Annotated in this window: 19 protein-coding genes; 7 read left to right on the top strand and 12 right to left on the bottom strand. The window is 45.7% G+C overall.

What is annotated here, in order from left to right:
* The first annotated feature begins 29 nt into the window (after positions 1 to 29).
* On the top strand, positions 30 to 1691 hold the full coding sequence (locus A3860_RS26750; protein WP_081152051.1) for a sodium:solute symporter family protein: 1662 nt from the start codon (positions 30 to 32) through the stop codon (positions 1689 to 1691).
* An 80-nt stretch (positions 1692 to 1771) separates the two neighbouring features.
* Positions 1772 to 1951, top strand: a complete 180-nt coding sequence (locus A3860_RS26745; RefSeq protein ID WP_081152049.1) for a hypothetical protein — start codon at positions 1772 to 1774, stop codon at positions 1949 to 1951.
* A 121-nt stretch (positions 1952 to 2072) separates the two neighbouring features.
* Here the strand turns inward: A3860_RS26745 and A3860_RS26740 are convergent, their stop codons facing one another.
* The gene (locus tag A3860_RS26740; RefSeq protein ID WP_081152047.1) at positions 2073 to 2480 is read right to left on the bottom strand and encodes a DinB family protein; all 408 of its coding nucleotides are present in this window, start codon (positions 2478 to 2480) and stop codon (positions 2073 to 2075) included.
* Between the two features lie 142 nt (positions 2481 to 2622).
* Here A3860_RS26740 and A3860_RS26735 point away from each other — a divergent pair, with 142 nt between their 5' ends.
* Complete coding sequence (locus A3860_RS26735; protein WP_081152044.1) at positions 2623 to 3855, top strand: aminotransferase class V-fold PLP-dependent enzyme; 1233 nt, start codon at positions 2623 to 2625, stop codon at positions 3853 to 3855.
* Between the two features lie 11 nt (positions 3856 to 3866).
* The gene (locus A3860_RS26730) at positions 3867 to 4373 is read left to right on the top strand and encodes a DinB family protein (protein ID WP_081152041.1); all 507 of its coding nucleotides are present in this window, start codon (positions 3867 to 3869) and stop codon (positions 4371 to 4373) included.
* A 1-nt stretch (position 4374) separates the two neighbouring features.
* On the opposite strand, the gene A3860_RS26725 is transcribed toward A3860_RS26730, so the two are convergent.
* From A3860_RS26725 to A3860_RS26700, 6 genes are all read right to left on the bottom strand, one after another.
* On the bottom strand, positions 4375 to 4668 hold the full coding sequence (locus A3860_RS26725; protein WP_081152038.1) for a hypothetical protein: 294 nt from the start codon (positions 4666 to 4668) through the stop codon (positions 4375 to 4377).
* 92 nt (positions 4669 to 4760) lie between these two features.
* Positions 4761 to 5711: an MBL fold metallo-hydrolase gene (locus A3860_RS26720; RefSeq protein WP_081152035.1), complete on the bottom strand. Its 951-nt coding sequence runs from the start codon at positions 5709 to 5711 to the stop codon at positions 4761 to 4763.
* A 19-nt stretch (positions 5712 to 5730) separates the two neighbouring features.
* On the bottom strand, positions 5731 to 6459 hold the full coding sequence (locus tag A3860_RS26715; RefSeq protein ID WP_143774274.1) for a hypothetical protein: 729 nt from the start codon (positions 6457 to 6459) through the stop codon (positions 5731 to 5733).
* Between the two features lie 108 nt (positions 6460 to 6567).
* Entirely contained in the window at positions 6568 to 7419 is an 852-nt protein-coding gene (locus A3860_RS26710; protein WP_081152029.1) for a helix-turn-helix domain-containing protein, read from the bottom strand.
* Positions 7420 to 7473: 54 nt separating this feature from the next.
* Positions 7474 to 7875, bottom strand: a complete 402-nt coding sequence (locus A3860_RS26705; protein ID WP_081152026.1) for a hypothetical protein — start codon at positions 7873 to 7875, stop codon at positions 7474 to 7476.
* Positions 7876 to 8094, bottom strand: coding sequence for a hypothetical protein (locus tag A3860_RS26700; RefSeq protein WP_081152023.1), 219 nt, complete (start codon positions 8092 to 8094; stop codon positions 7876 to 7878).
* A gap of 664 nt (positions 8095 to 8758) precedes the next feature.
* On the opposite strand from A3860_RS26700, the gene A3860_RS26695 reads away from it, so the two are divergent.
* Positions 8759 to 9067, top strand: a complete 309-nt coding sequence (locus A3860_RS26695) for a hypothetical protein (protein ID WP_081152021.1) — start codon at positions 8759 to 8761, stop codon at positions 9065 to 9067.
* Between the two features lie 499 nt (positions 9068 to 9566).
* Positions 9567 to 10166, top strand: a complete 600-nt coding sequence (locus A3860_RS26690; RefSeq protein WP_081152019.1) for a fibronectin type III domain-containing protein — start codon at positions 9567 to 9569, stop codon at positions 10164 to 10166.
* A gap of 77 nt (positions 10167 to 10243) precedes the next feature.
* Here A3860_RS26690 and A3860_RS26685 read toward each other — a convergent pair whose 3' ends face one another.
* The 4 genes from A3860_RS26685 to A3860_RS26670 form a co-directional block, all read right to left on the bottom strand.
* Positions 10244 to 11671: a vanadium-dependent haloperoxidase gene (locus A3860_RS26685; RefSeq protein WP_081152016.1), complete on the bottom strand. Its 1428-nt coding sequence runs from the start codon at positions 11669 to 11671 to the stop codon at positions 10244 to 10246.
* A gap of 1 nt (position 11672) precedes the next feature.
* Positions 11673 to 14960 carry a VCBS repeat-containing protein gene (locus tag A3860_RS26680; RefSeq protein ID WP_081152013.1) on the bottom strand — a complete coding sequence of 1096 codons (3288 nt, stop codon included), beginning with the start codon at positions 14958 to 14960 and terminating at the stop codon, positions 11673 to 11675.
* Between the two features lie 80 nt (positions 14961 to 15040).
* The gene (locus A3860_RS26675) at positions 15041 to 16663 is read right to left on the bottom strand and encodes a SusD/RagB family nutrient-binding outer membrane lipoprotein (protein WP_081152010.1); all 1623 of its coding nucleotides are present in this window, start codon (positions 16661 to 16663) and stop codon (positions 15041 to 15043) included.
* 44 nt (positions 16664 to 16707) lie between these two features.
* Entirely contained in the window at positions 16708 to 19788 is a 3081-nt protein-coding gene (locus A3860_RS26670) for a SusC/RagA family TonB-linked outer membrane protein (protein WP_081152007.1), read from the bottom strand.
* A 447-nt stretch (positions 19789 to 20235) separates the two neighbouring features.
* Here A3860_RS26670 and A3860_RS41715 point away from each other — a divergent pair, with 447 nt between their 5' ends.
* Complete coding sequence (locus tag A3860_RS41715) at positions 20236 to 20394, top strand: hypothetical protein (RefSeq protein WP_216823507.1); 159 nt, start codon at positions 20236 to 20238, stop codon at positions 20392 to 20394.
* On the opposite strand, the gene A3860_RS26665 is transcribed toward A3860_RS41715, so the two are convergent.
* Positions 20361 to 22349 (bottom strand): SUMF1/EgtB/PvdO family nonheme iron enzyme, encoded by a 1989-nt coding sequence (locus tag A3860_RS26665; protein WP_081152004.1) that lies wholly within the window; start codon positions 22347 to 22349, stop codon positions 20361 to 20363. The genes A3860_RS41715 and A3860_RS26665 overlap by 34 nt on opposite strands.
* Positions 22350 to 22370 lie beyond the last annotated feature (21 nt).

Below are 22370 nucleotides of genomic sequence, written 5' to 3'. Positions count from 1 at the left end.
AAATAATCTACCACAGACAACGATTGCGCATGAGTTTACATTTCGCCGACTACCTGATCATTCTCGTTTATTTCATTTTTGTAATTGGTGTAGGGTTTCTGATCAAAAAGAAAATAAAATCAAGTAATGATTTTTTGACCAGCAGCCGCAGCATCCCTCTCTGGATCACCAGCCTTGCTTTTATTTCGGCTAACCTCGGTGCACAGGAAGTAATAGGTATGGTTGCCTCCGGCGCCAAGTACGGTATCATGACCGTTCACTTCTATTGGGTAGGCGCCATCTTTGCGATGGTTTTCCTGGGCGTTTTTATGATGCCCTTCTATTATGGAAGCCGCGCCCGCAGCGTACCCGAATACCTGTCGCTTCGTTTCGATGAAAAAACAAGAGGACTAAATGCTATCTCCTTTGCCGTTATGACGGTTTTTTCTTCGGGTATTTCTTTATATGCTTTGGCCAAGCTTATGGAAACCATTTTGCATTGGGACTTTGATATTTCCATTTGGGTATCGGCCGGTATTGTAATGGTGTATACTTTCCTCGGTGGGTTAACCAGCGCTGTATATAATGAAGTACTACAGTTCTTTTTAATTGTACTCGGTTTATCACCATTGGTGATCATTGCCCTGCAGGATGCAGGCGGCTGGGATAATATAAGAGCCTTATTAAAACCCGAAATGACGCATGCCTGGAAATACATGGGTAATGCCAATGACAATCCCATGGGTCTGCAATTTATGTCGCTCATATTCGGATTGGGTTTTGTAATGTCGTTCGGTTACTGGTGTACCGATTTCCTGGTGGTACAACGGGCCATGATCGCACGCAATATGGGCGATGCACAACGTACTCCCATCATTGCAGCCATTCCCAAAATGATGATGCCATTGATCGTGGTATTGCCCGGCATCATCGCCATTACTTTAATGCAGCCGGCATTGTTATCAAAGGGTTATCATATTCCCACAACCGCCAATGGCGAGCTGGACTATACCATGACGTTACCTTCGCTCATTGCCCACTACTACCCCACCGGTATACTGGGTGTAGGTATAACGGCGCTTATTGCCTCGTTCATGAGCGGCATGGCGGGTAATGTAACGGCTTTCAATTCAGTATTCACCTTTGATATTTACCAATCCTATTTTGTAAAGAACAAAAGCGACCGGCATTACCTGTTTGTGGGCAAGGCTGTTACGGTGGTGGGTATCCTCATTTCCATTGCCACCGCTTATATTGCCAGGGGCTTTAACAACATCAACGACTTTCTGCAGCTGGTGTTTGGTTTTGTGAATGGACCGTTGTTCGCTACGTTCCTGCTGGGCATGTTCTGGAAGCGCACAACCGGTCACGGTGCATTTTGGGGACTGGTGGCCGGAACCGCTGCAGCCGCTGTTACACATGGCTTAACTATTGCTGAAGGCAAAGGCGGCTGGATAGCAGAATGGTATCCCATTAAAAGCGGTATGGGTCAGGCCTTTATCGTGGCTGGCGTTTCCTGGGTCTTTAACTTCTTTACCACCATCGTAGTGAGCCTGTTCACCAAACCCAAACCCGATTCAGAATTAAAAGGTTTAGTATATTCGTTAACAGAAAAGCCCAAATACCACGAGCAAAAATGGTATTTGCGTGTGGTGCCCCTGGGTTTAGTGCTGTTGGCGATCACTATATTGTTGAACATAATATTCTTCTAAGGTTGTGATTTGCTTTCAATTATCTGAAGATTAAATGTTCTACAACTGCATATATTACTTTTAACTAAAAAATTGCTTCCATGTACAAAAAATTAAACGATCTGCAATTTGTCATTGGCCTGTTCTTTTCGGTAGTATCCCTGATCCTGTTGTTCAATGTGATGCTGGGCTCTAATGTTTCAAGTAAACTTAATGTATATACAGGTAGCGGTTTTCTGATATTCGGCCTTGCGATGATGTTGATCAGAGGTAAGAAGTAGGAAGTAAGAAGAACCGGAAGGTGCAAAGCTCAAAACAAGATTTTAAAATTATAAATACATTGACCGGCTGCCCAAAAAGAGGCAGCCGGTTTTTTAATTACAATACTTAAAAAAACAACAATTAATAAAGATATTCCGGCGGTTCAACCCCGTTAGTTCTTAAATAAATAACAGCCTGCCCGCGGTGATGGGTAATATGATCAAGGGTGGCATGCACCCCATTACCGGCCTCGCCGGTGAGCGTTTGGCTTTTGACAGTTTTCTGCAGGTCATCATATGCCTGGTTCAGGTAAGCAATCACTTCCTGCTTTTTGTTTTTAACCGCTGGCGGGTCCCAACTGCTTTTATTACCCATAATGTAATTATCCTGCCACCATTGAATGCCATAGGCAATATGGTTCAACAATTCACCAAAATTCCAGCCGGCGCCTCCTGGTTTATATACGTAGCCTTTCTCGGGCATGGCTTCTGCCACCTGTAGTGTGTAATTCCTTGATTTTTCAATGGTTTCTATTAACTGATCTTTCATGATGCATTATTTTCAGCAAAGCTATACAGCTGTTTCCCAGGGCACTTAAGGAAACTTGCTATTTTCCGAAGCATCTGATATAGTGCAAATTGTCGTATCTGCATCTGTTCCCGCATTTGCCAATCCTGTTATTTTGCATAGTATGGAAATAACACCATTTAAGAAAGAAGAGATCCAGGCACTCAGGGCGGAAACCATAGGTACGGCTGACCGCATTCACCTGAATAATGCAGGCGCTTCCCTGCCACCTGATATTGTGGTGAATACCATGGTTGATTTTTTGCGGGAGGAAGCTTTGTACGGCGGTTATGAAGTGGAAGCAAAATACCGCGCACAGCTCGATCATACACATGCCCTCATTGCACAACTGATCAATGCACATGCCGATGAAATTGCCCTGGTTGAAAATGCCAGCGCCGCCTGGGACATTGCGTTTAACGGACTGAACTTTCAGCCCGGTGATGAAGTAATTACTTCTGAAATGGAATATGTGAGCAATGTGCTGGGTTTGCTGAATGCGCAAAAATTATATGGCATTGTGATTAAAATGGTCCCCAATGATGATGAAGGAAATTTTTCTATCCCCGCATTAGCCGCTGCCATTACTGACCGAACGAAGTTGATCGCGGTGACACATATTCCCTCAACGGCTGGCAATGTATTGCCTGCAGCCGCCATAGGCGAAGTAGCCCGCAAAAATAATATTGTATATTTATTAGACGCCTGCCAGTCGGCCGGACAAATGCCCGTAGATGTTCAGGCCATTGGTTGTGATATGCTGGCCGTAACAGGACGCAAATATTTGCGCGGCCCGCGGGGTTCAGGCTTTTTGTATGTACGCAGGCAAATGATCGATAAGCTGAAACTGTTATTCTTTGATGGCCGTACGGTTAGTCATGTGAGTGAACAGGACTTTGTGGTGCGGGCAGATGCGCGGCGTTTTGAATGGTATGAAAAAAATCCCGCCGTGACGCTCGGCCTTCAAAAAGCAGTGGAGTACGCGTTGAACATTGGTATAGCGCGTATATGGCAACGGATACAACAGCTCGCATTTTTATTCAGGCAATGGCTGCAAGCGGTAGAAGGCATTACGGTACATGACCAGGGCGATGAGCTTTGTGGCATTGTTACTTTTTCGGTAGCCGGTATACCAGCAACAGAAGTGAGGGCAAAACTGGCAGTAAAAAACATCAACGTGCATATTGGCCTGGCTAAATCCACCATTTATTATATGAACCGGAAAGGCCTGGATGGCATTGTTCGGGCATCGGTGCATTATTATAATACGGAAGAAGAAATTGAAATAGTATGCCAGGAATTGCGTGCCATAAGCAACCAGGTACGAATACAGGTAATGCAAACCAAACTTAGATAAAGATTACGTTTATGAGCACCGCAAAATGGTTCGGGCGAAAGTTTGATTTCAATTTTGGAAACGGGAAATACCCTGCTATTTATGAACGCCTGCAACAGGCGCCGGATATACTGGCCAGTATAATATTACATATACCCGAAGATATTTTGTTGTACCAACCGGATGGTAAATGGTCGGTAAAAGAACATGTGGGCCATCTTTCCATACTGGAACCCTTATGGCGTACACGCATTCAGGATATAACACAGAAAAAGGCGGTGCTTACAGCTACTGATCTCGACAATAAAAAAACTTCAGAAGCCGGTTTTAACGATTATACGATTGCAGCGTTGCTCCGGAAATTCAGGGAAGAAAGAAAAATAACATTATCCCTGCTCGATAGCATGAATGTACCGGAGCATAGCCATACAAGTTTGCATCCCCGACTGGAGCAACCCATGCGGATAATTGATATATTATATTTTACCGCAGAGCATGACGACCATCATACAGCGGCTATCCGGGAACTTATTGGATGAATTACCAAACCCGGTATATTTCTCTTGAGCCGGTCAAATACATCTCGGTGTAGCCGGCCATTTTCTCTTTCATTTTTTTCATCTTCTCTTCATCTTTGGCCATATCTTCCCAGCTTTTATCAAAAGCGGAAAGACTGTCGAACTGGCTTACCATTATAACCCGGTTATACTGGCCGGTCATATCGGTGAGTATATTCACAAACTCCTTGCTATCAGACATCACTTCTTTAAAAAGTTTTGCCAGTTTGGAGGCATTGCCGGGTTTACAAACAAAAATGTCGTGTACTATGATCATGGCTCAAAATTTACTTAAAAGGTAAGCCCTTTTTATTAGAGTACCATGAACGGGAGTTTGATATAGATTAAGAAATTGTAAGATCCCAGCTCTTAAAACGTAAGCAGTTTAGCCTGTTCAGGGAAAATTAGCTTAACGTGCAGCGGGTTGTATGCTTTCAGTTGCTGACGGATCATTTGCTCCCGGTTACCACCGGGTTTCATGTGGGTGATCACGACTGGAAGATCTTTTAATGCTTCTGTACCGGAAAGTGAAGCCAGCTCCTGTAGTTCTACCATCAACCATTGCGGCGTAAGGTGACCGAACAATTGTTTATCGGGTTGTTCGTTGGCAAAAGAAACTTCAATGAACAGTGCTTTTAATTTTTTTGCTTTCACCAAAGGAGAAACCTGCTGCCATAACTGGTGCAATTTATCTGAATGCTCAACAGAATCGGCACCGGTATCACCGAAGTACAGCACATAGGCCTCATTATTCCGCACCAGGAAGGCCGTGCTTTGGGAAGGGTTGGAATGGCTGAGCGGAAAAGCTGTTACCTGCATGTCAGTATTTTGCAAGGGCATTTCGGTGCCGGGCGTAAGTACGGAATAATGGTACTTACCCAATGCCGGCTTATCACCTTCGTTGGCGAAGTTGGCCCAGCTTTTCCAGGTAAAGTATTTATCCTTTAGTACATCGATGCAAAAGTCAAGCCCATAAATGTTCTTTGTGCTATCATCCGGCGAATTGATGACCATGCCGGCCAGGTGATCGAGGTGGGCGTGTGAGATGAGAAATCCTTTTATATTTCTTTTCAGTACATCAGTTGCGGTGCCGGGTAACAGCTTCGCCTGTATGGCTTTTTCGATACCGTAGTGCACCGTACCGGCATCGAGACATACATAGGCATCGCTTTCCTGCGGGGCTATCATGTAAGCCGACAAATTGCTTTCATCGATACCGCCTTTTACGCCCAGCGGAATGACTTTAAATGAAGATTGTGAAAATACGGTTTGGAAAAACAGGGCACCTATGAACGTACAGGTAGTTACAATACATTTCATGGGTTAAAACTACACATAATTATCGTAGTGGATGAACCAGTCTTCTCACTACGGGCATTTTCTTTAATGCTGCAGACCCTTTTACCAGCCAGGCAGTACCAAAAGCCCATAACGAAGTAGTTTCAAAAATAAATGTGCTGTAAACAAATATGCCTTTTTGCGGCTTGATCACAAAGCCGATCAATGGGATCATTATAATGCTAATAATAATGACCCACCCCGAAATTGTATATACAATTTTCCTTCTTTTGAATTTTACTTCCTCAACCCCGGTATAATGCTCATCGGGTTTCTGAAAAAAATACAGGCAAAAAATGATAAAGCAGATGAATAATAAGGAAGCAAAAGCATAATGTAAAGATCCCCCAAAACCCGTTACACCCCTCAACAATCGCAAATATTGATTCATTCCATCATGCTCGGGTTGAAAACCCAAAAATGAGGTAGGAAATGCAGCGATGCCAAATGCGCTAAATCCCGCCAGGTTCGAAACCCGGCTTTCCCAATGGTCCTTACCCCGGTAGGTAATAAGAAATCCACCGAGCACACATAAGATACTTACAAAAACAATATGCATTAAAGTGTAATAATAATGACTAACAGAATGCTGAAAGGAATATTGACCGGCTCCTAACAAATAACACCCGAGCACCACAACGATGGGCAACAATATGCCGGTAAAGCCAATAAAAGCACGGAGTTTTTTGAAAGAAATTATTTCATCCCGTGGAATGGAAGGGGCTTTCATAACAGTGAATTGAGGGGTATAAAATATGGTTTGGGCTACCATTCCAAAAATACAGGGATTATTTTTCTTTACATACCGTGTTTTAACGGTATTAGTAACAGAACGCGCCTACGCAGTTACATGTTGTTGCCGGTAGGCAGCGGGTGGACAATCATACTTTTGTTTGAAGGCGGCGGTAAAGTGTTCTACGCTGTTGAAGCCGGAAGAGAAAGCAATGTCGGCAACCGGGTGGGCGGTGTTGCGTAATAACAGTTCGGCATTTTTGAGCCTGATGGTGAGCAGGAACTGATGAGGCGAAACGGATGTAAAGGTTTTGAACAACCGGCTGAAATGAAAAGGACTCACATAACAATATTCGGCGATCTGCATCAGGGAGATGTCGTCGGTAAAATGATTGGCGATGTATTCCTTGGCCCTTTCGATGGTAATGAGATGGTTTTGTTTTAAGCGGGCGTTAATGCGATTATCGGGTTTGTAGTCGGTTATATTTCCCAGCACTTTCTCCATCACTTCTATGACCCCGTTATCGATCTGCAGTTTGCTACCTGAGCGCGTGAGGACCAGTTTAATAATATGAAAGTGCAGGAACTCCGTTTCGGCACTGGTCTTTATGAGGGTAGAATGCCAGTCGTTGTCCTGGAAAAAAGGAATGCCCCCGTAATGTTCCAGCAGGGCATTGAAAAAGTCTGTTTTGAATTCAAAGATGGTGCATTCGTCGGGGATGGCATGGGTATGGGTCACCGTACGTTCATAACCAGGTTTGGTTACCAGCACACAACCATTATACGAATCGAGCGACCGGCGAAATACGTTGAACAGGAAATTCCCCTTGCGAACAAAACTGATGCAGAATGCCGTGCTGTATTCCGGTTTGGACGTACGGCAATCGGTACACCGGCATTTAAAATCCATAATGCGGTAGAAATCTGATTCGTATAAGGTATGAATGTCGGCATCCATGCCCTAAATGTACAAAAAAAGTTCCGCCGGCTGCGGAACTTAGAGATCGGTAAATTACACGGCTTCAGCAACCTCGGTGATCACCCAGGGGCAAAGTTTGCAGGCATCTGCACCGTTTTGATTGTACCACCTGCATTGTGAACGAATGGAACAGGCAGGCAGCCCATCCGTTTCGGGCATGGCATCCTGAATATGATTAAGCATTTTATCAATGATTCCGCAACGGCTACCAGTCCACTGGCGGCAACCATTTTTGGCGCAGGTACCTGCAAAGCGAAAACGCATTTCGGGCAACCGGCCCTGCATAGCCGTATTTATAAAATCTTCAGTGATGGGAATCGCCTGATCGAGCATATCAACATGCCCATCTTCTTTTACAATTCCCAATAACAGAGATCCATCGCGGCATTTAGAACTTGGGCATAAGGTCTGAAGCGTGTTATTGGCCCCTGACATTTACCCTACAATTTTTTGAAGGTCCTTAATATACCAGATACCTCTTGTTCGGGGGTCGAACCCGGCCAGTAAACCACCCTGAGTGCCATTGAGATCAATGCCCGCCAGCTCAGTCATCACTGCTTTCTGGATCGATTGATTAATGCGTTGCAGGTGGTCTTCAGATAATTTTAAACCTTCGAGGTTTACTACCAGCTGATGTGTGTTTTTTTCGCTCATACAATACTGTATTAATGGTTAATTGCCTACTCTGTAACGGATTTTCGGCATCCTCCGGTTTTATAATGCGTTATAATGCCAGGCAAAGGAGTTGTTTTCTTTGGCAGGATCGATGAAACTGTAAGATGAATTGGATTAAAACCGCAGAAAGTTACAGGTGGTGGCTATGGTAATATAAATGTAATGTATCTACTACATAGGAAACAAGAGTGAAAACACGGTAATTTGGGAAGTGGAATCGCTATAAAAGATTAGGAATAAAAAAGTGAGCCTGCTGAAGAGTTTATCAGAGGGATCTGGCGATACCCTTTTTCTCAGCTTTAACTTTAAAACCTTTAAAAGTATCAGGAATTAGGTTTATTACCTTCTTTGATAGTTCTTTAACGAAGATGACGATATACTCAGACTTACCGCTGCTTTTTATACCAGGATGCCCCTTTTATTTTTAAAACAGTGTTTATCTTTTTGCCCAATAAATTCGGCAAATCGCAACCTAAGGCAAAACAGAAAACGCGTACAACAAACACACTCCGCCACCTGGAAGCTTTTTCTGGCAGCTGCAACGTAATAAGCTGGATACATTTTTTAAACTTTTCTTCCCCATTTTGGAGCTGTAAAACATGCGCGAAAAACTTTTAGTGCGCCTTTTGCAGCTGTAAACCATATGCGAGCAGCTGTAAACGAACCATTTGCAGTTGTAAACTATATGCAAGCAGCTGTAAACATATTATTTGCAGCTGCAAACCATATACGAAAAGCTATAAACATACCATTTACAGCTGCAAACCATATACGAAAAGCTGTAAGCATACCATTTACAGCAGCAAACGATGCGCGAAAAACTGTAAACACCCCATTTGAAGCTGCAAACCACACACGAATAACTGCAATATTTGCTGCACACTCTCCAATTGCAAATAAATTCGGCCGAATAATACAGGGTTTAATAAGCCCTGTCAGGGCATTGAAATAAGCTTCGCGGGGGCAGCAGAGGGCATTTTTTGGAGGGCATATTCGACGAATATTCCCAAAATCCGTACGAATATGGGAAATCCGCCAGCGAATATGGGTTTACTGAACTTTTTATTTACTTCTTCATTTATTTTGATCCTGCAAACATTCTATTTCTAACGGAACGGCAACTTGTATCCGCAATTTGAGTAAAGGATACACAGTAGTGCTTCCCAGAATGCAATTGAGCGGATCTGTACTACGATTGAAATAGTTCGTTATCGTTCTCGTTCCACAAATCAATTAGCAGTTTGCAATCGACAATCCCGCTAAAGCGGGACAACTGCTCATCCCGATAGCTATCGGGAAAACCAGATACGATGAACACAATGTAGCTTCCGCTTGAATAAGTGCAATGATCGTTTGTTAAGTCACTTTATTGGCCAATAAAGTAAACTGGTTACAGGTATTGATGGTAGCGCGTACAAAAATCAATTTTTAATTTTTTAAAAATTTCTATCATGAAAGCGAAATACAAAAAACGCGAAGATGAATTAACAAAAATAATTCAACGGGTATTAGAACATATGGAAAACAATACAGTTTTTCCCAATCCACCCGCTGCCCTGGCGGATCTCAAAAAGCTGTTGCCTGAATTACAAGCAGCGCTTTCTAATGCCGAAGGACGCGATAAAATAATGGTGTCCATTAAAAACGATAAGAAAGCAATTGGACTTGATCTGCTGCAGGTACTGGCTGATTATGTAACGGAAACCGCTAAAGGAGATAGAACCCTGATCCTGCAAAGTGGTTTCGAAGTTACCAGCGACCGAAGTGGTGGTAATCAGCCTCCTTCTATCGGACAACTGGATGTTGAGCTGGGTCACCCTGGCGAGGCAATTATCCGTATAAAAAATGTAACGGGTATTAAAGCCTATATACACCAGTACACCATGGAACTGCCCGGTGCAAACACCGTATGGGTTGGGGAAGGCAGTTCTGAAGGTAGCCATACCTTCCAGGGTTTGACTTCCGAAAAGCGATACTGGTTTCGTGTTGTAGCCATCGGCTATAATAAACAACGGGGCTATTCGCCGGTTGTTTCAAGAGTCATTCAATAATATATCAATTAGCCTTCCTGAACGCAATCAGGATTGGCCCAAACGGAGCTGTCCCGATTTATCGGGACGGCTCCGTTTTAGTTTTTTGTAGTATAACTCCCCTTCACCGGCCTCAACCCTACCCCCTGCAACCTGCCAACAATAAACGTCCCGATCTCCTTACCCTGCTGCGCCCCATTCTCAATGGCATCGCGGTAATGAATGCCGCCATATAAACGTGAAATGGCCGCTTCTGCCGCTGCCTGGCGGAAAGAGGTAAATGACCGGGCGGGGATCTCGAACAATTCTTCCGAATTGTCGGTGAATTTAAATTGATCGCCAAATAAGTATGTAAGCACTTCTGCCGCGGCGGTGGACACTACACTGTGGCCGCTGGTATATTCGGGAAAGGGCGGGGTTTGTAACAACGGCTGCCATTTTATATTGATATAGCGGTTGATATAAGTTTCAGGTCTGATGCGGTTACTGCGGTACTTCTCATCCCAGCAACTGATAAAGGCATCCATGATGGTAATGCCTGTCAGCATTTGAACCGTTATAGTGGCGTTGAAATTCAATTGCGCTTTTTGCGCCGCAAGCGCGGCTATGTTCATCCAGTGCCCACCCGGACTGATCTTTTTATACCCGATCATCATATGGCCCGAGGTGGCCACCACAAATGGATTGCAATCCCAGAACGAAGCAATGTTCAATTGCCCACTATCGGCGTGTAATGATACGTCATACACTTCTTTGGCCAGCCGGTAAAATTCGCTGGTACTGTCTTTACTAAATGCTACCGGGGGCTTTGGCACAAACTGGTTACAGGAATCGATCATGAGCCCACGAACCGTTTTCCAGTTGGGCTCCACCGCTTCCATATAGGCCGGTGGTGTGGGATACCAATACCCATCGCCTTTCAGCGGTGTATACCGCAACTGGGCGCTTAATTTGCCATACCGGTCGGTTTTGGAATAATCGACAATACGGGCGGCCATGTAACTGGCTACCGCAACCGAGCTGTCGAGCAGGGCCCGGTTTATTTTTGCTTTTTGTTGTGCAGCTATAAACTGTTCTTCCTCTTCCTGCAAGCGATAACCCGATGGCAGCATCAGCCGCCCCGTTTCCATAATGCAGTATATGGCTGCTATACGACGGTCATAATCGCCGGGTTTGGTTGTTATGAGGGTGCGCTTATATTGTTTCAACAGGTTGGGCAGCGGTATCAGCGTAGTATCGTGCTGGCTCAATATCTCATACGCTCCCAGCATGCAATAGGCATAATACCGGGCGGCAGCCGGCGGGTTCACCACATCGTGCATCATAATTTTTGATAAGGAAAAAACGGCCGGCTGCAAATAACGGGTAAACGCCACGTCCTCTTTCTTTACTACCGTTGCCCTGGCTGCTGTTTGTGCATGGGCAGCCGGCTGCAATGCCAACAGCAAAACAAATAAAATACCGGCGCCCAGCTTGAGGCGCCGGCCTGACAATATATCAAACAAACGAACTACGAACTGTTGCATATTACTGTACTTTATAAAATTGCATCGCCTCATTGCAGATGCCTGCTAAAATATACCGGCCATTACCAGTGTTTATTTCCGCTGCGCCTTTTACATCGCCTTTGATACAAAGCCCACTCCGGGGCTGGCTCACGTATTCAAAATTGCCTTTGCCATCGCCGGTCAACAAACAACCATATCCCGAATTAATGCAGCCGATCTTTAACCGGTTGTCGCTATGATTGCCCAGCAACAACAGGTCTTTTTTTCCATCGCCATTAAAATCATCGCTCAGAATATTGGTCACTGCCGAAAACTGTGCCTGCATGGGCAATGGGGCCGGCACCATTTTTCCGTTCCTGTTCAAAAAAACAAGGGTACGGGTCTCTGTTATAGCTAACCGGTTTGCCTTTTCCAATTCCTCCTTTGTAAAAATATCTTTTATGGTAGCCTGCGAATAAGCTGCATACGAAGTGAACTTCTTTCGCATGGGATAGATCTGCTCGTTCAATTCATCGCGGCTTACAAACGGATAACTCACTCCCTGAATGTAAAAATTAAAAAAAGGATCAATGGAACCGTTGTTATCAAAATCGGCATAGTACAACTCTCCGGGCTCCTTTTCTGATACCTTTATGCAGGAGTTCAACCCCAGGTTACCGGCAATAATGTCGTCATAACCATCCTGGTCAACATCGGTTACTTGCAACGTAAACCAGCAACCGTTCAATGCTTTATCGAAATATGCGCTCGTTTTGTCAACAAAACCACCAGGCGTATTCATAAAAACCATCACCGGCATAAATTCGCCGCAGAGCACCAGGTCTTTTCGGCCGTCTTTATCAAGATCGGCCCATTGTGCATCGGTGACCATACCAATATGCTCGAACGGAACAGCAATGGAAGTGAATTTCCCCTTGCCATCATTCACCAGTAAATAGGAGGCAGGTGCTGATGGATAACGGCCGGGTATTACCCGGCCTCCAATAAAAATGTCCATATCGCCATCGCCGTCAAAATCACAGGGCCGCACACACGATTTACTGCTGGCGCTCACATTGGGCAGGGCGTCCGTTGCCAGCCTGAACCCGCCGCGCCCATCGTTCAAATACAATTCGTCCTGCAGGGCCGGGCTACCAGGTTCGTACAAGCCATAGCCGCCTTTTGCCACATACAGGTCCATATCACCATCCCCATCGGCATCAACAAATGCGGCCGCTGCAATGGAGGAGGTAGTTTCATCCCCGATTAACAAACCGGGTTCTACATAAAACGATCCTTTTGTATTCTGGATATAAATTTTTCCGGGTTTGTCTTTATCGCCGCTTACAAACAGGTCATCCAACCCATCCTTGTTCACATCGCCTTTTGCTATAACCGGCCCTGTCTTTGAATACATGAACAACATCAACAGCTGGCGTTTAAAATCGTTCTCGCTTTGGTCGGTGTGTTTGTAGGTAAATAATTTATCGGCCGGTTTGAAGATGGTTTTGCCGGCATACACCGGGTCTTCATCAATAACAGGCGTTACCGGTTGCTCGTAGGTAATAGTAAGTTGTTTGTTGGCTGCTACTTTGGTTAGCACCTGTGTTGTTCTATCGGGCCACACGATCTTTACTGAGTCAATGGTTTGTGCACTGTCGACCCCGAAATGTAACCGGCTGCTAACGCACGACAAATAACCGCGCGCCGGGTTCACTTCGGCATATTGCACTGTCTTGTGATTGTATAAATATACTTTGGCCCCGGTGGCAAACCAGTTTGGTTTTTTGTAATGTAGGGTAAGGGAAAGATAGCCGGCCTTCGTGTTTTCCCTTGCAGTATTCCGGTACACAAACGCGTTCTCATTGATGTTATTGATCACCAGGTCAAGGTCACCATCGTTATCCAGGTCGGCATACACCGCTCCGGATGAGATGGCCGGCTTATCCATTCCCCAGGGTTTCTGCTGGTTGGTAAAGGTGCAATCATGATTATTGCGGAAAATATAATTGGGAATAGTCGTTGAGGGCATGGCGCGTATGAGGTCCATTAGCTGAACAGGTTCGCGGTCCACCGCTTTTTTAACTTTGTAATCGCCCCAATAGCGCAAAAAATCCTTGTTGGTATAATCGCGCAGGTAACCGTTTGTAATGAACAGGTCTTTATAGCCATCGTTATCATAATCGGCGAACAGGGGGCACCAGCTCCAGTCGGTACTCGATACACCGGCCAGCTGGCCTATTTCGCTGAAATTGCCATCGCCATTATTCAGCTGCAGCATATTACGCATATACTGCGGGTTCAGGCCCTGGTTCACCATCAGCGCAAAGGATTCATAGTTCTCCTGCAACTGTAATAGCTTCTGACGCCGGTTGTCTTCGGGCAGCATATCCAGCGTAATGATATCGGGTAAGGCGTCGTTGTTAAAATCGGCGATATCAACACCCATTGAAAATTGGGATAGGTATCGCAAACTTTTATCGGCTGTATTGGTGAATGTTCCGTTGCCATTGTTGATGTACAGGTAATCGGGTTCATTGTAATCGTTGGTAACATATACATCCTGCCAGCCGTCTTTATTAATATCGGCAATGGCGATGCCGAGCCCGAACGTCAACGGGTTTTGCCGGATGCCTGCTTTTTTTGACACATCAACAAAATGACCGTTCTGGTTTTCATACAGTTTGTCTCCGGCCAGTTCATCCACTTCATCGCGATAACGGGCCAGCTCCATGTTATCGATCTTTTTGGTACTGTGGTTCAGCAGGAACATATCCAGATCGCCATCGTTATCATAATCAAAAAAAGCGGCCTGGGTGCTGTAGCTTTTATCATCGAGCCCATAGGCGGCTGCTTCTTCTTTGAATGTGCCATTGCCCTGGTTTATGAACAACTGGTTCCGGCGCATATCGTCAGACACTTTGCCTGAATAACAAACATAGATATCAAGCCAGCCATCGCCATTTACATCGGCCATGGTAACCCCGGTTTTCCAACTCCCGGGGCGGCCGGCCAGTTCTTTACACGCGTCTTTGGTAATATCTTTAAACTGCAGGTTGCCGAGGTTCTGGTACAATTTGTTCTCACCCATATTCGCTACCAGGAAGATGTCTTCGAGGCCATCGTTATTGATATCGCCTACTGCCACGCCACCGCCGTTATAAAAATATTCATACGCCAGCACATTCAGGTACTCTGTTTCGTTGATGCGGTTGGCAAACTGAATGTTGGTTTGTTTGGGAGCTAATAATTCAAACAGGGGCGTTTGTGCAAAGCCTGTAGCGGCTGCAAAATATAACAGTGTAGTTATGATGGCACATCGTTTCATACCGGGGATTCTAAATATAGACGTGCCACAGTTGTTCACCATGACACGCCATAATAAACTTATAAACTTTTCAACAAACTCTATTTATCCCACCACATCTTTGAATTCCAGTTGTCGCCGGCCGTCAGGTTGCTTACGGCTGATTTATAACCAGCCGGGTTGCCGCTGGGTTCAGTTGTTGGGTATACCTGTCTTCTGGGAATTACACCGCCTGAAAAGTTACCGGCATAGTTAACGGCTGTGAGCACCGGATAACCCGACCGCTTCCAGTTGTTCCATGCTTCTACAAAATTCAGCAGTATACCTGTGGTTGCCCAGTATTGTTCGTTAATCTGTTTTAATGATGCAGCCATAGTAGTAACATTCAACGGGTTGGCCGCAGCATAGGCATTGGCGGTTGTAGCGCTGATGGTAGCTGCAGAACCAAAGGCCGATAAAGATTGTAATGCGGCCGACACGCCATTGGCATAATGCGCAGCAGCGGTGGTAGCACCTACGTTCCAGCCTCTTACTTTTGCTTCGGCCAGTAACAATTCCGACTCGGCATAGGTCAATACAAATTGAGGACTGTTGAGGTCGTCATAAACAGCTGTGCGTGGCCGTGAATACAAACCAATGGGGTCAGCATTAGTGCCACTACCAGATGCACCAGGATAACCGGGCGCTTTGCTGATATCGGTTGAACCGCCATTGAGGTCCCATCCATTGGGTAATCCCAGTTGTTTGGCAAAGGTATTATCACCGGCTGCTGTGGATGTAGGATCCGAAGCGGCAGAAAGCCCGGCCGGAGGCAATTCAGCAATGATGCTTACCCGGGGATCGGTTGTTGCTTTCAGATAATCAATCAGCGTTTTGCTCCATTTTACCTGGTAAAAATCGGCTGCTGTGGTAAGCGAGCGTGAATTTTCACTGCGGTAGCCATTTGTATTATCGCCTTTTATATAAGCATCTTCTGAAACCGAAGCCAGGGTGCCACCTGCCGCTGCTTTTTCGGCATACTTCTGTGCAGTAGCTAAATCGGCTTTTGTTAACCGCATGGCAATGCGCAGCATCAATGAGTATCCGAACCTTTTCCATTTGCCCACATCGCCGGCGTAGGGGAACAGGTCGGCGCCCGGTTTTGCTTTTGACGCATCGAATTTCGACAAAGCTGCATCCAGGTCGCTTAACATAGAGTTATATACATCCTGTTGTTTATCATATGCCGGCCTTGTAACGCCGGTAGCAGCCTGTAAAGACTGGGAATAAGGAATATCGCCATACAGGTCGGTAACGTAATGCAGGGCCAGCACTTTCATTACGGTGGCAGCGCTTACTATGTTTACCTTATCGGCATTGGACCCATAATTCTTTATGATCTCCTGCGACAACCGGGCACTTTTATAACCCAGGTCGAAGCCACGGCCTGCATAGTCATTGGTATTGCCCGATGACACATACTTATCCATATTACTATAATAGTTGGCTGCGCCCGACGTAGTGGATGCAAATGTTTGTACCCAACCACTCTGGAACAGGATAGCGCCATTATAACCGGTAATGCCATTGATATAATTATATTGGCTGCCCGACAGGAAATAATCGGAATTGAAATTGGAGGGCGCTACCTGGGTTGGGTCGGTATTTATTTCTTCAAAATCTTTTGTACACCCCGTTACCAGCGCAGACACCACCAAACCTGTATATAAAAATGATCTTTTCATTGCGGAATTTTTAATGTTTAAATAATTGCTCTTGCGTTCCTTCCCTATTTTTTAAATTTCAGGTTCACGTTTACGCCATATGTGCGGGTGGAAGGCAGGCTGGTACCTTCAATACCAAAATAGTTCACATTAGAACCGAACTGGCTTTCGGGATCAATGTTTTTGCTCTTCTTCATGAGCGTAGCCAGGTTGCGGGCCACAAATGAAACCTGTGCCGAACTAAAGATCACGAGTTTGCTCACAGCCGACGATGGTACGTTATAGCTTAATTGTACCTGGCGTAGTTTAATGAAATCGCCATCGAGTATACTTGTTGAAGTTACCCGTTGCGCCAGCGCCTGGTAATAGCCCTGTGCATCGGCTTTCACTGTGTTGGTTGTTCCAGCTTCAGTAACCCCTTTTGTGATGCCATCGCGGCCTTCGAGGGTCATCTTGTTCAAACCACGATATATGGAATAATAGCTGGTAGCGCTCAGGATCTTGTTGCCATAGTTATAATCGATCAGGAACGATAAGCTAAGGTTTTTGTAGGTGAATTCATTGTTGAGGCCCCCATAATTTTTAGGCATTACACTACCCCAGGCAAGTAAACTATCGCCGCGTAAGGGATAGCCTGATGCATCAACCACGATCTCGCCTTTTGAGCTGCGTTTGTAATCATATGCCAGGATCTGCGGGCCCGACATTCCCGGGATAAAACTGGTAATAGCATTACCCAGGGTGGCACGGTCCTGACCCAGGTTTACGTGGCCATTGCCAGCATCTGTTTGCAACACTTTGTTCTTGATATTGGTGAAATTGAGCGTTGCCGTCCAGGTAAAGTCTTTGGTTTTTACCGGTTGTCCGCTGATCATTAATTCCAATCCTTTGTTCTGGGTTGAACCGTTGGGAATGAAACCACTGGTAAAACCGGTAGCAATACCGAAGGAAGCGTTCATGATCTCGTGCCTTGTTTTCTTTGTGTAGTAGGCAACGTCTACATTCAGGCGATTGCCCAGCATACGCAGTTCGGTACCAATTTCAAATTCGGAGGTTGTAAATGGCTTCAGCAAACCGCTCGGTAAGGAGGTGTTGAACTGGCCAATAGGTACATTGTTGAAATTGTTGCCAAGTGAATAATATACATTGGTTTGGTAAGGCGAGGAAACCTCACCACTGGTAACTGCATAAGAGGCCCTGAGTTTACCAAAATCAAGGTTCTTGATATGCGTTAATTCAGAAAAGATCAAACTGGCTGATACAGATGGCACAAAAATGCCGTTGTTATTCTTCGGAAGGCTTGAATAAGTATCGTACCGGCCGGTAGTTCCAATGGTAAGGAAATTCTTGTAAGCCAGATCAAGGGTATAGTAGGCAGAATGTACTTCTGTCTTTTGAAATTGATAATCGCGGTTGAAGTTCTGCACATTATTAAAACTGTACTGGTAAGGCAGAATGAACGGTCCACCGCCGATCTTTACGTACTCCGTCTGGTTCTTGCGCAGGTTGGCGCCCACAGCCACGTCTACATTAAAGTCTTCTGCTAATTTATGCGTAGCGCCGATCAATCCATCCACGTTCAATTCAAACCGTTCTCTTGTCGACAGTTCGTCTAAACCACCAGCCTTGTTGGTTGAATAAGCCGTTCCCCAGGGTGTTACCTTAAATGTACGGTCGTGGAAAATATCATATCCAACGCGTCCCTGTGCATACAACCATTTGGCGAAATTGTACCTTACGGCCGTTGAAGTGATAAACCGTTTACGGCTCAGGTTGTTTACATACTTGTTCACCACAAACCAGGGATTGCTAACATATTCATCATCGCTGAACTGCACCTCGGCGCCGGTTGTGGGGTTAAAGCCTGGTTTCAGGATGTTCTCATCAATGTTGGTAGCGAGGAACATGCCGTTATTGGGATTCAACGGGCCATCGCTCAACTGCGGCCGGTTGGTTGATTTTTCGTCAATGTAGTTGGCCATCATTTTTACCAACAGCTTACTGGTAATGTTCTGCTCAATATTGAGGTTGATGGTCTTTCTGTTGAGCCCGCTGTTGCGAACGATCGATTGGTTATCGAGGTTCGATAAAGACAGGCGGAAAGCACCGTTTTCGCCACCTTTTGACACTGAAACGGTATTGGTAAAGGAAGGACCGCTGCGATAGAAATGTTTGATATTGTCTTTATGCGCTGAATAAGCATAGGTATTGCCATCGAACTGGATCACCTGCGACCCATCGAGCTTGGCGCCCCAGCTTAACCGGCCCGTTGCCTGTGCACCTGCTGCAGTAGCAGGTTTTAAACCGCCGGTTCCCTGACCATAATCATACTGAAAATCGGTATAGTCAATGGCCTTGTCAACCATATAGTTCATATTATAGTCAACAGAGAAATCGCCTTTTTTGCCCGATTTGGTGGTGATGAGGATCACCCCGTTGGAAGCTCTTGAACCATACAGCGCAGATGCTGCCTGACCTTTTAATACGGTCATAGTCTCAATATCATCAGGATTGATGTTCCCGATACCATCTCCGTTATCGGAACCGCCCCATTCGCCGGAAGCGCCGCGTTGGGTATTATCCATCGGTACCCCGTTAATAACAAAAAGCGGCGAGCCCGAGCTGCCCATGCTTGGCACACCGCGTAATAATACTTTTACAGTTCCACCCGGTCCACCATTGGTACCGGTCACTTTTAAGCCGGCCACCCGGCCGCTTAATGAATTGGCTACATTCGTTTCGCGGGCCTGGTTCAACTGGTCACCGGCAACGGTGGCCACAGAGTAACCCACTTTACGGGCTTCTTTCGAAATACCTAATGCGGTCACAATCACCTCTCCCAGTTGCTGCCCACTCGATTCGCCCATTGTAATAGATACGTTGCTTTCATTGGCGCCTACGTCAATCGTTGTTTCGCTAAAACCAATGGAGGATGCTACGAGCTGTAATTTACCCGCTGGCACCTCTAATTTGAAAACACCGCCCATATCGGTCATGGTCTCAATGTTTTTTCCTTTTACTTTAACTGTAACTGAGGGAATCCCGGTACCGGCTTTGTCCTTGACAGACCCTGATATTTGTCGGGTTTGGGCCAGTATTGCTGAATGCAGTAGAATGAATGCAATTAGCAGGCGAACATGTCTCATTAGCGATGGTTTTATGATGATTAAATAACTCCAAAAGAAGGTCGGTAACAAAATGACATACCAATAGCTGGCCGTCTTTTTACAGACCGCAATCATTTTGTAAAAGCTCCCTATTGGTGTTAATACCCTTTCCTTAGGGTTCGTGAAGAGTTATGTTTTAGTTCTGGTTATCCGTTCTTTTTTAACAGTGCGTTATGGTACATCTATCCCCATGCATAATTTTTCTTATACATGGCTGCATAGTATAGTGTAGGCAAATACCATTTTGTAATAAAGAATTAACAATTGTTTTTTATGCCCCAATTACTTTTTAAAAATTTACACCAACTTAATAAATTTCCAAAAAACATGATTACAATCAGGAGATGTTTCGACACTACATATTGTTACCGTTAGTAATAACGGGTAGGGGATTTCTGTTTTCCTACTTTGCTGAAAAATTTTAGCATGCTTAATTTTAGTTACCAGTTACCGGGCGCCGGTTTCTGGGGCTTGAATTTTGATCACTCCAACAACCAGTCGGGCTCTCCAAATTTTTTACCCGGCAACCGGAAACTGGCAACCGGTAACTACTATTTTTCCAGCCAGGCTAAATTGAAGCGATAATACAGGTTACTGCTAATAAGATGGATCACATTGTCGGGGGTTTGTGTGGCAGCCAGGTATCCTTTGGGTTCTGCATGGGCAGCATCCATGGTGAAGAGCCCCGTCCAGGCACCGCCATTAAGCTGGCGGATCGTGCCATCGGTGAGCAGCTTTTTTACCGGCCAGGTTTTTCCTTCATCAAATGAAAGTGCGGCATACATGCCATTTCCTTTGAATACTTCGCCATTGGGTTTGGTGAAGTCCATCCCTTCTGTGCCTGGTTTACCAGGTGTGTGGGTAAAAGAGATCAATAACAACGGGCCTTCATTCAGGCGGCGTAAAACCAGGCGCTGCCCGCTGTTGATAGGTGGAAAAACAGAAGCTTCGTATTGCCAGGTGGCGCCGCCGTCGTTCGAAATACTCATGGGCATTCTTTCAGTTACACTGTCTGTTTTAATATTATCGTTGCGGCCCAGGGCCAGTAAACGGCCGTCGTTCAACTGCACCACACTGGCATGAATACCCGCAATAAGCCCACCCATACTATTCTCTTTGAATAATGGTGTTATTGGTAAATTATAAGGAGTTGTCCAGTGCGCGCCTTTGTCTTTGCTGATATGCATAGCGGTTCCGCCGCGCGGACCAGGATCGGCATCACATAATTGTACCAGCCAGCCTTCCTTTGTGATGAGTGAACCGGCAATTACCTGGTGGCGTTTGGTATGCTCCCGTGCTATCAACTCCGGTTTCGACCAGGTAGCGCCATTATTGGTACTGGTGCGCATTACCATGGCCAGGTTCTGCCAGTCGCCGGCAACTTCCAGTCCGTTTATGTGGTACAACATTCCCTTTTGATCATATAATAAAGAAGTGCCGGTTGTGTTACGGTCGGGTACTGCAAAAAATAAAGAGGCTGTATCCCAACTCTTTTTACCGGCGCGCAGGCGGCTGGCCAGTATCACCATTTCACGGCCATTCTCGGCATTGGTACTGAACCAGGCAGCCAGCAGATCGCCATTGGGACACCAGGTTATGGCCGGACAATGATTGTGTTTGTAGAATGGGATACCGGCGCTGCTATCGGGTTTTACCACATATACGACCGGTGCATCGAAGAAGGGCTCTGTTACTTTTTTCCAAAGATATTTTTGTTGCGATACCGCCTGGCTGTTGGCCGGCAATGGTTCTGCTGCTATTGCTTTGGTTGCAGGCAGCGCGCCCTGCACTATTCTAAAACCGGTAAGCCAGTGTTTGTCTTCGGGCAACATACCCTGCCGGTTAGCCGAACGCAGGTATTTCACCGGCGTATTATGACTGCCGCCTCGTGTTACCCGGCTCATCCCTGTCTTTCTGCCCACCGGATCTATTTGCGCACCGGCGGTGTACGCTCCATACCAGTCGCTGCACCATTCTTCTACATTGCCATGCATATCATATAAGCCCCAGGCATTCGGCGGGGTTTGGGCCACCTGCAGGGAAACCGGTACCGGCGTGCGGTTGGTATGTTGTAATTTTTGATAGGCTGCCGGCAATTCATTACCGGTATTATAGTCGGTGGCAGAACCGGCGCGGCAGGCATACTCCCATTCGGCTTCTGTTGGCAGCCGGTAGGGTTTTCTTTCCTTACGCGATAACCAGGCGCAAAAGGCAACGGCTTCTTCATAGCTTACAAAAACAACTGCTTCATCATCTTTTAAAGAGAACCCATGCTGCCCGCGCAATTTGCTGTGCGCGGGATCAAATGCTTCATATTGTTTGTTGGTGATCTCGGTGGCCGACATCTTAAAACCGGTAGAAATGGTAACTGCATGCACCGGGCTTTCATCGGCATCTTCATTTCCCCGGTTCGATCCCATGTTAAAAGTACCGGGCTTAACATCAACCAGCTGTATCCCTATTGAATTCTTTTGCCGGGCAATGCTTTGCATACCGGGTTGAACCAGGAGAAATAATATAACAGTCCACCGAGCACTCATATTAGATTTGATGTTTATAAT

Source organism: Niastella vici (assembly GCF_002077945.1).
In the GTDB taxonomy this organism is placed as follows: Bacteria; Bacteroidota; Bacteroidia; order Chitinophagales; family Chitinophagaceae; genus Niastella; species Niastella vici.
This window is presented reverse-complemented; position numbering and strand designations above follow the sequence as displayed.

Excerpts from the sequence above, each read along its gene's own strand:
- A3860_RS26750 (WP_081152051.1), top strand. The coding sequence starts at position 30 with ATGAGTTTACATTTCGCCGACTACCTGATCATTCTCGTTTATTTCATT.
- A3860_RS26705 (WP_081152026.1), bottom strand. The coding sequence starts at position 7,875 with ATGTCAGGGGCCAATAACACGCTTCAGACCTTATGCCCAAGTTCTAAA.
- A3860_RS26715 (WP_143774274.1), bottom strand. The coding sequence starts at position 6,459 with ATGAAAGCCCCTTCCATTCCACGGGATGAAATAATTTCTTTCAAAAAA.
- A3860_RS26710 (WP_081152029.1), bottom strand. The coding sequence starts at position 7,419 with ATGGATGCCGACATTCATACCTTATACGAATCAGATTTCTACCGCATT.
- A3860_RS26735 (WP_081152044.1), top strand. The coding sequence starts at position 2,623 with ATGGAAATAACACCATTTAAGAAAGAAGAGATCCAGGCACTCAGGGCG.
- A3860_RS26670 (WP_081152007.1), bottom strand. The coding sequence starts at position 19,788 with ATGAGACATGTTCGCCTGCTAATTGCATTCATTCTACTGCATTCAGCA.
- A3860_RS26725 (WP_081152038.1), bottom strand. The coding sequence starts at position 4,668 with ATGATCATAGTACACGACATTTTTGTTTGTAAACCCGGCAATGCCTCC.
- A3860_RS26745 (WP_081152049.1), top strand. The coding sequence starts at position 1,772 with ATGTACAAAAAATTAAACGATCTGCAATTTGTCATTGGCCTGTTCTTT.
- A3860_RS26695 (WP_081152021.1), top strand. The coding sequence starts at position 8,759 with ATGCGAGCAGCTGTAAACGAACCATTTGCAGTTGTAAACTATATGCAA.
- A3860_RS26685 (WP_081152016.1), bottom strand. The coding sequence starts at position 11,671 with ATGCAACAGTTCGTAGTTCGTTTGTTTGATATATTGTCAGGCCGGCGC.
- A3860_RS41715 (WP_216823507.1), top strand. The coding sequence starts at position 20,236 with ATGCTTAATTTTAGTTACCAGTTACCGGGCGCCGGTTTCTGGGGCTTG.
- A3860_RS26720 (WP_081152035.1), bottom strand. The coding sequence starts at position 5,711 with ATGAAATGTATTGTAACTACCTGTACGTTCATAGGTGCCCTGTTTTTC.
- A3860_RS26665 (WP_081152004.1), bottom strand. The coding sequence starts at position 22,349 with ATGAGTGCTCGGTGGACTGTTATATTATTTCTCCTGGTTCAACCCGGT.
- A3860_RS26730 (WP_081152041.1), top strand. The coding sequence starts at position 3,867 with ATGAGCACCGCAAAATGGTTCGGGCGAAAGTTTGATTTCAATTTTGGA.
- A3860_RS26700 (WP_081152023.1), bottom strand. The coding sequence starts at position 8,094 with ATGAGCGAAAAAAACACACATCAGCTGGTAGTAAACCTCGAAGGTTTA.
- A3860_RS26680 (WP_081152013.1), bottom strand. The coding sequence starts at position 14,960 with ATGAAACGATGTGCCATCATAACTACACTGTTATATTTTGCAGCCGCT.
- A3860_RS26675 (WP_081152010.1), bottom strand. The coding sequence starts at position 16,663 with ATGAAAAGATCATTTTTATATACAGGTTTGGTGGTGTCTGCGCTGGTA.
- A3860_RS26740 (WP_081152047.1), bottom strand. The coding sequence starts at position 2,480 with ATGAAAGATCAGTTAATAGAAACCATTGAAAAATCAAGGAATTACACA.
- A3860_RS26690 (WP_081152019.1), top strand. The coding sequence starts at position 9,567 with ATGAAAGCGAAATACAAAAAACGCGAAGATGAATTAACAAAAATAATT.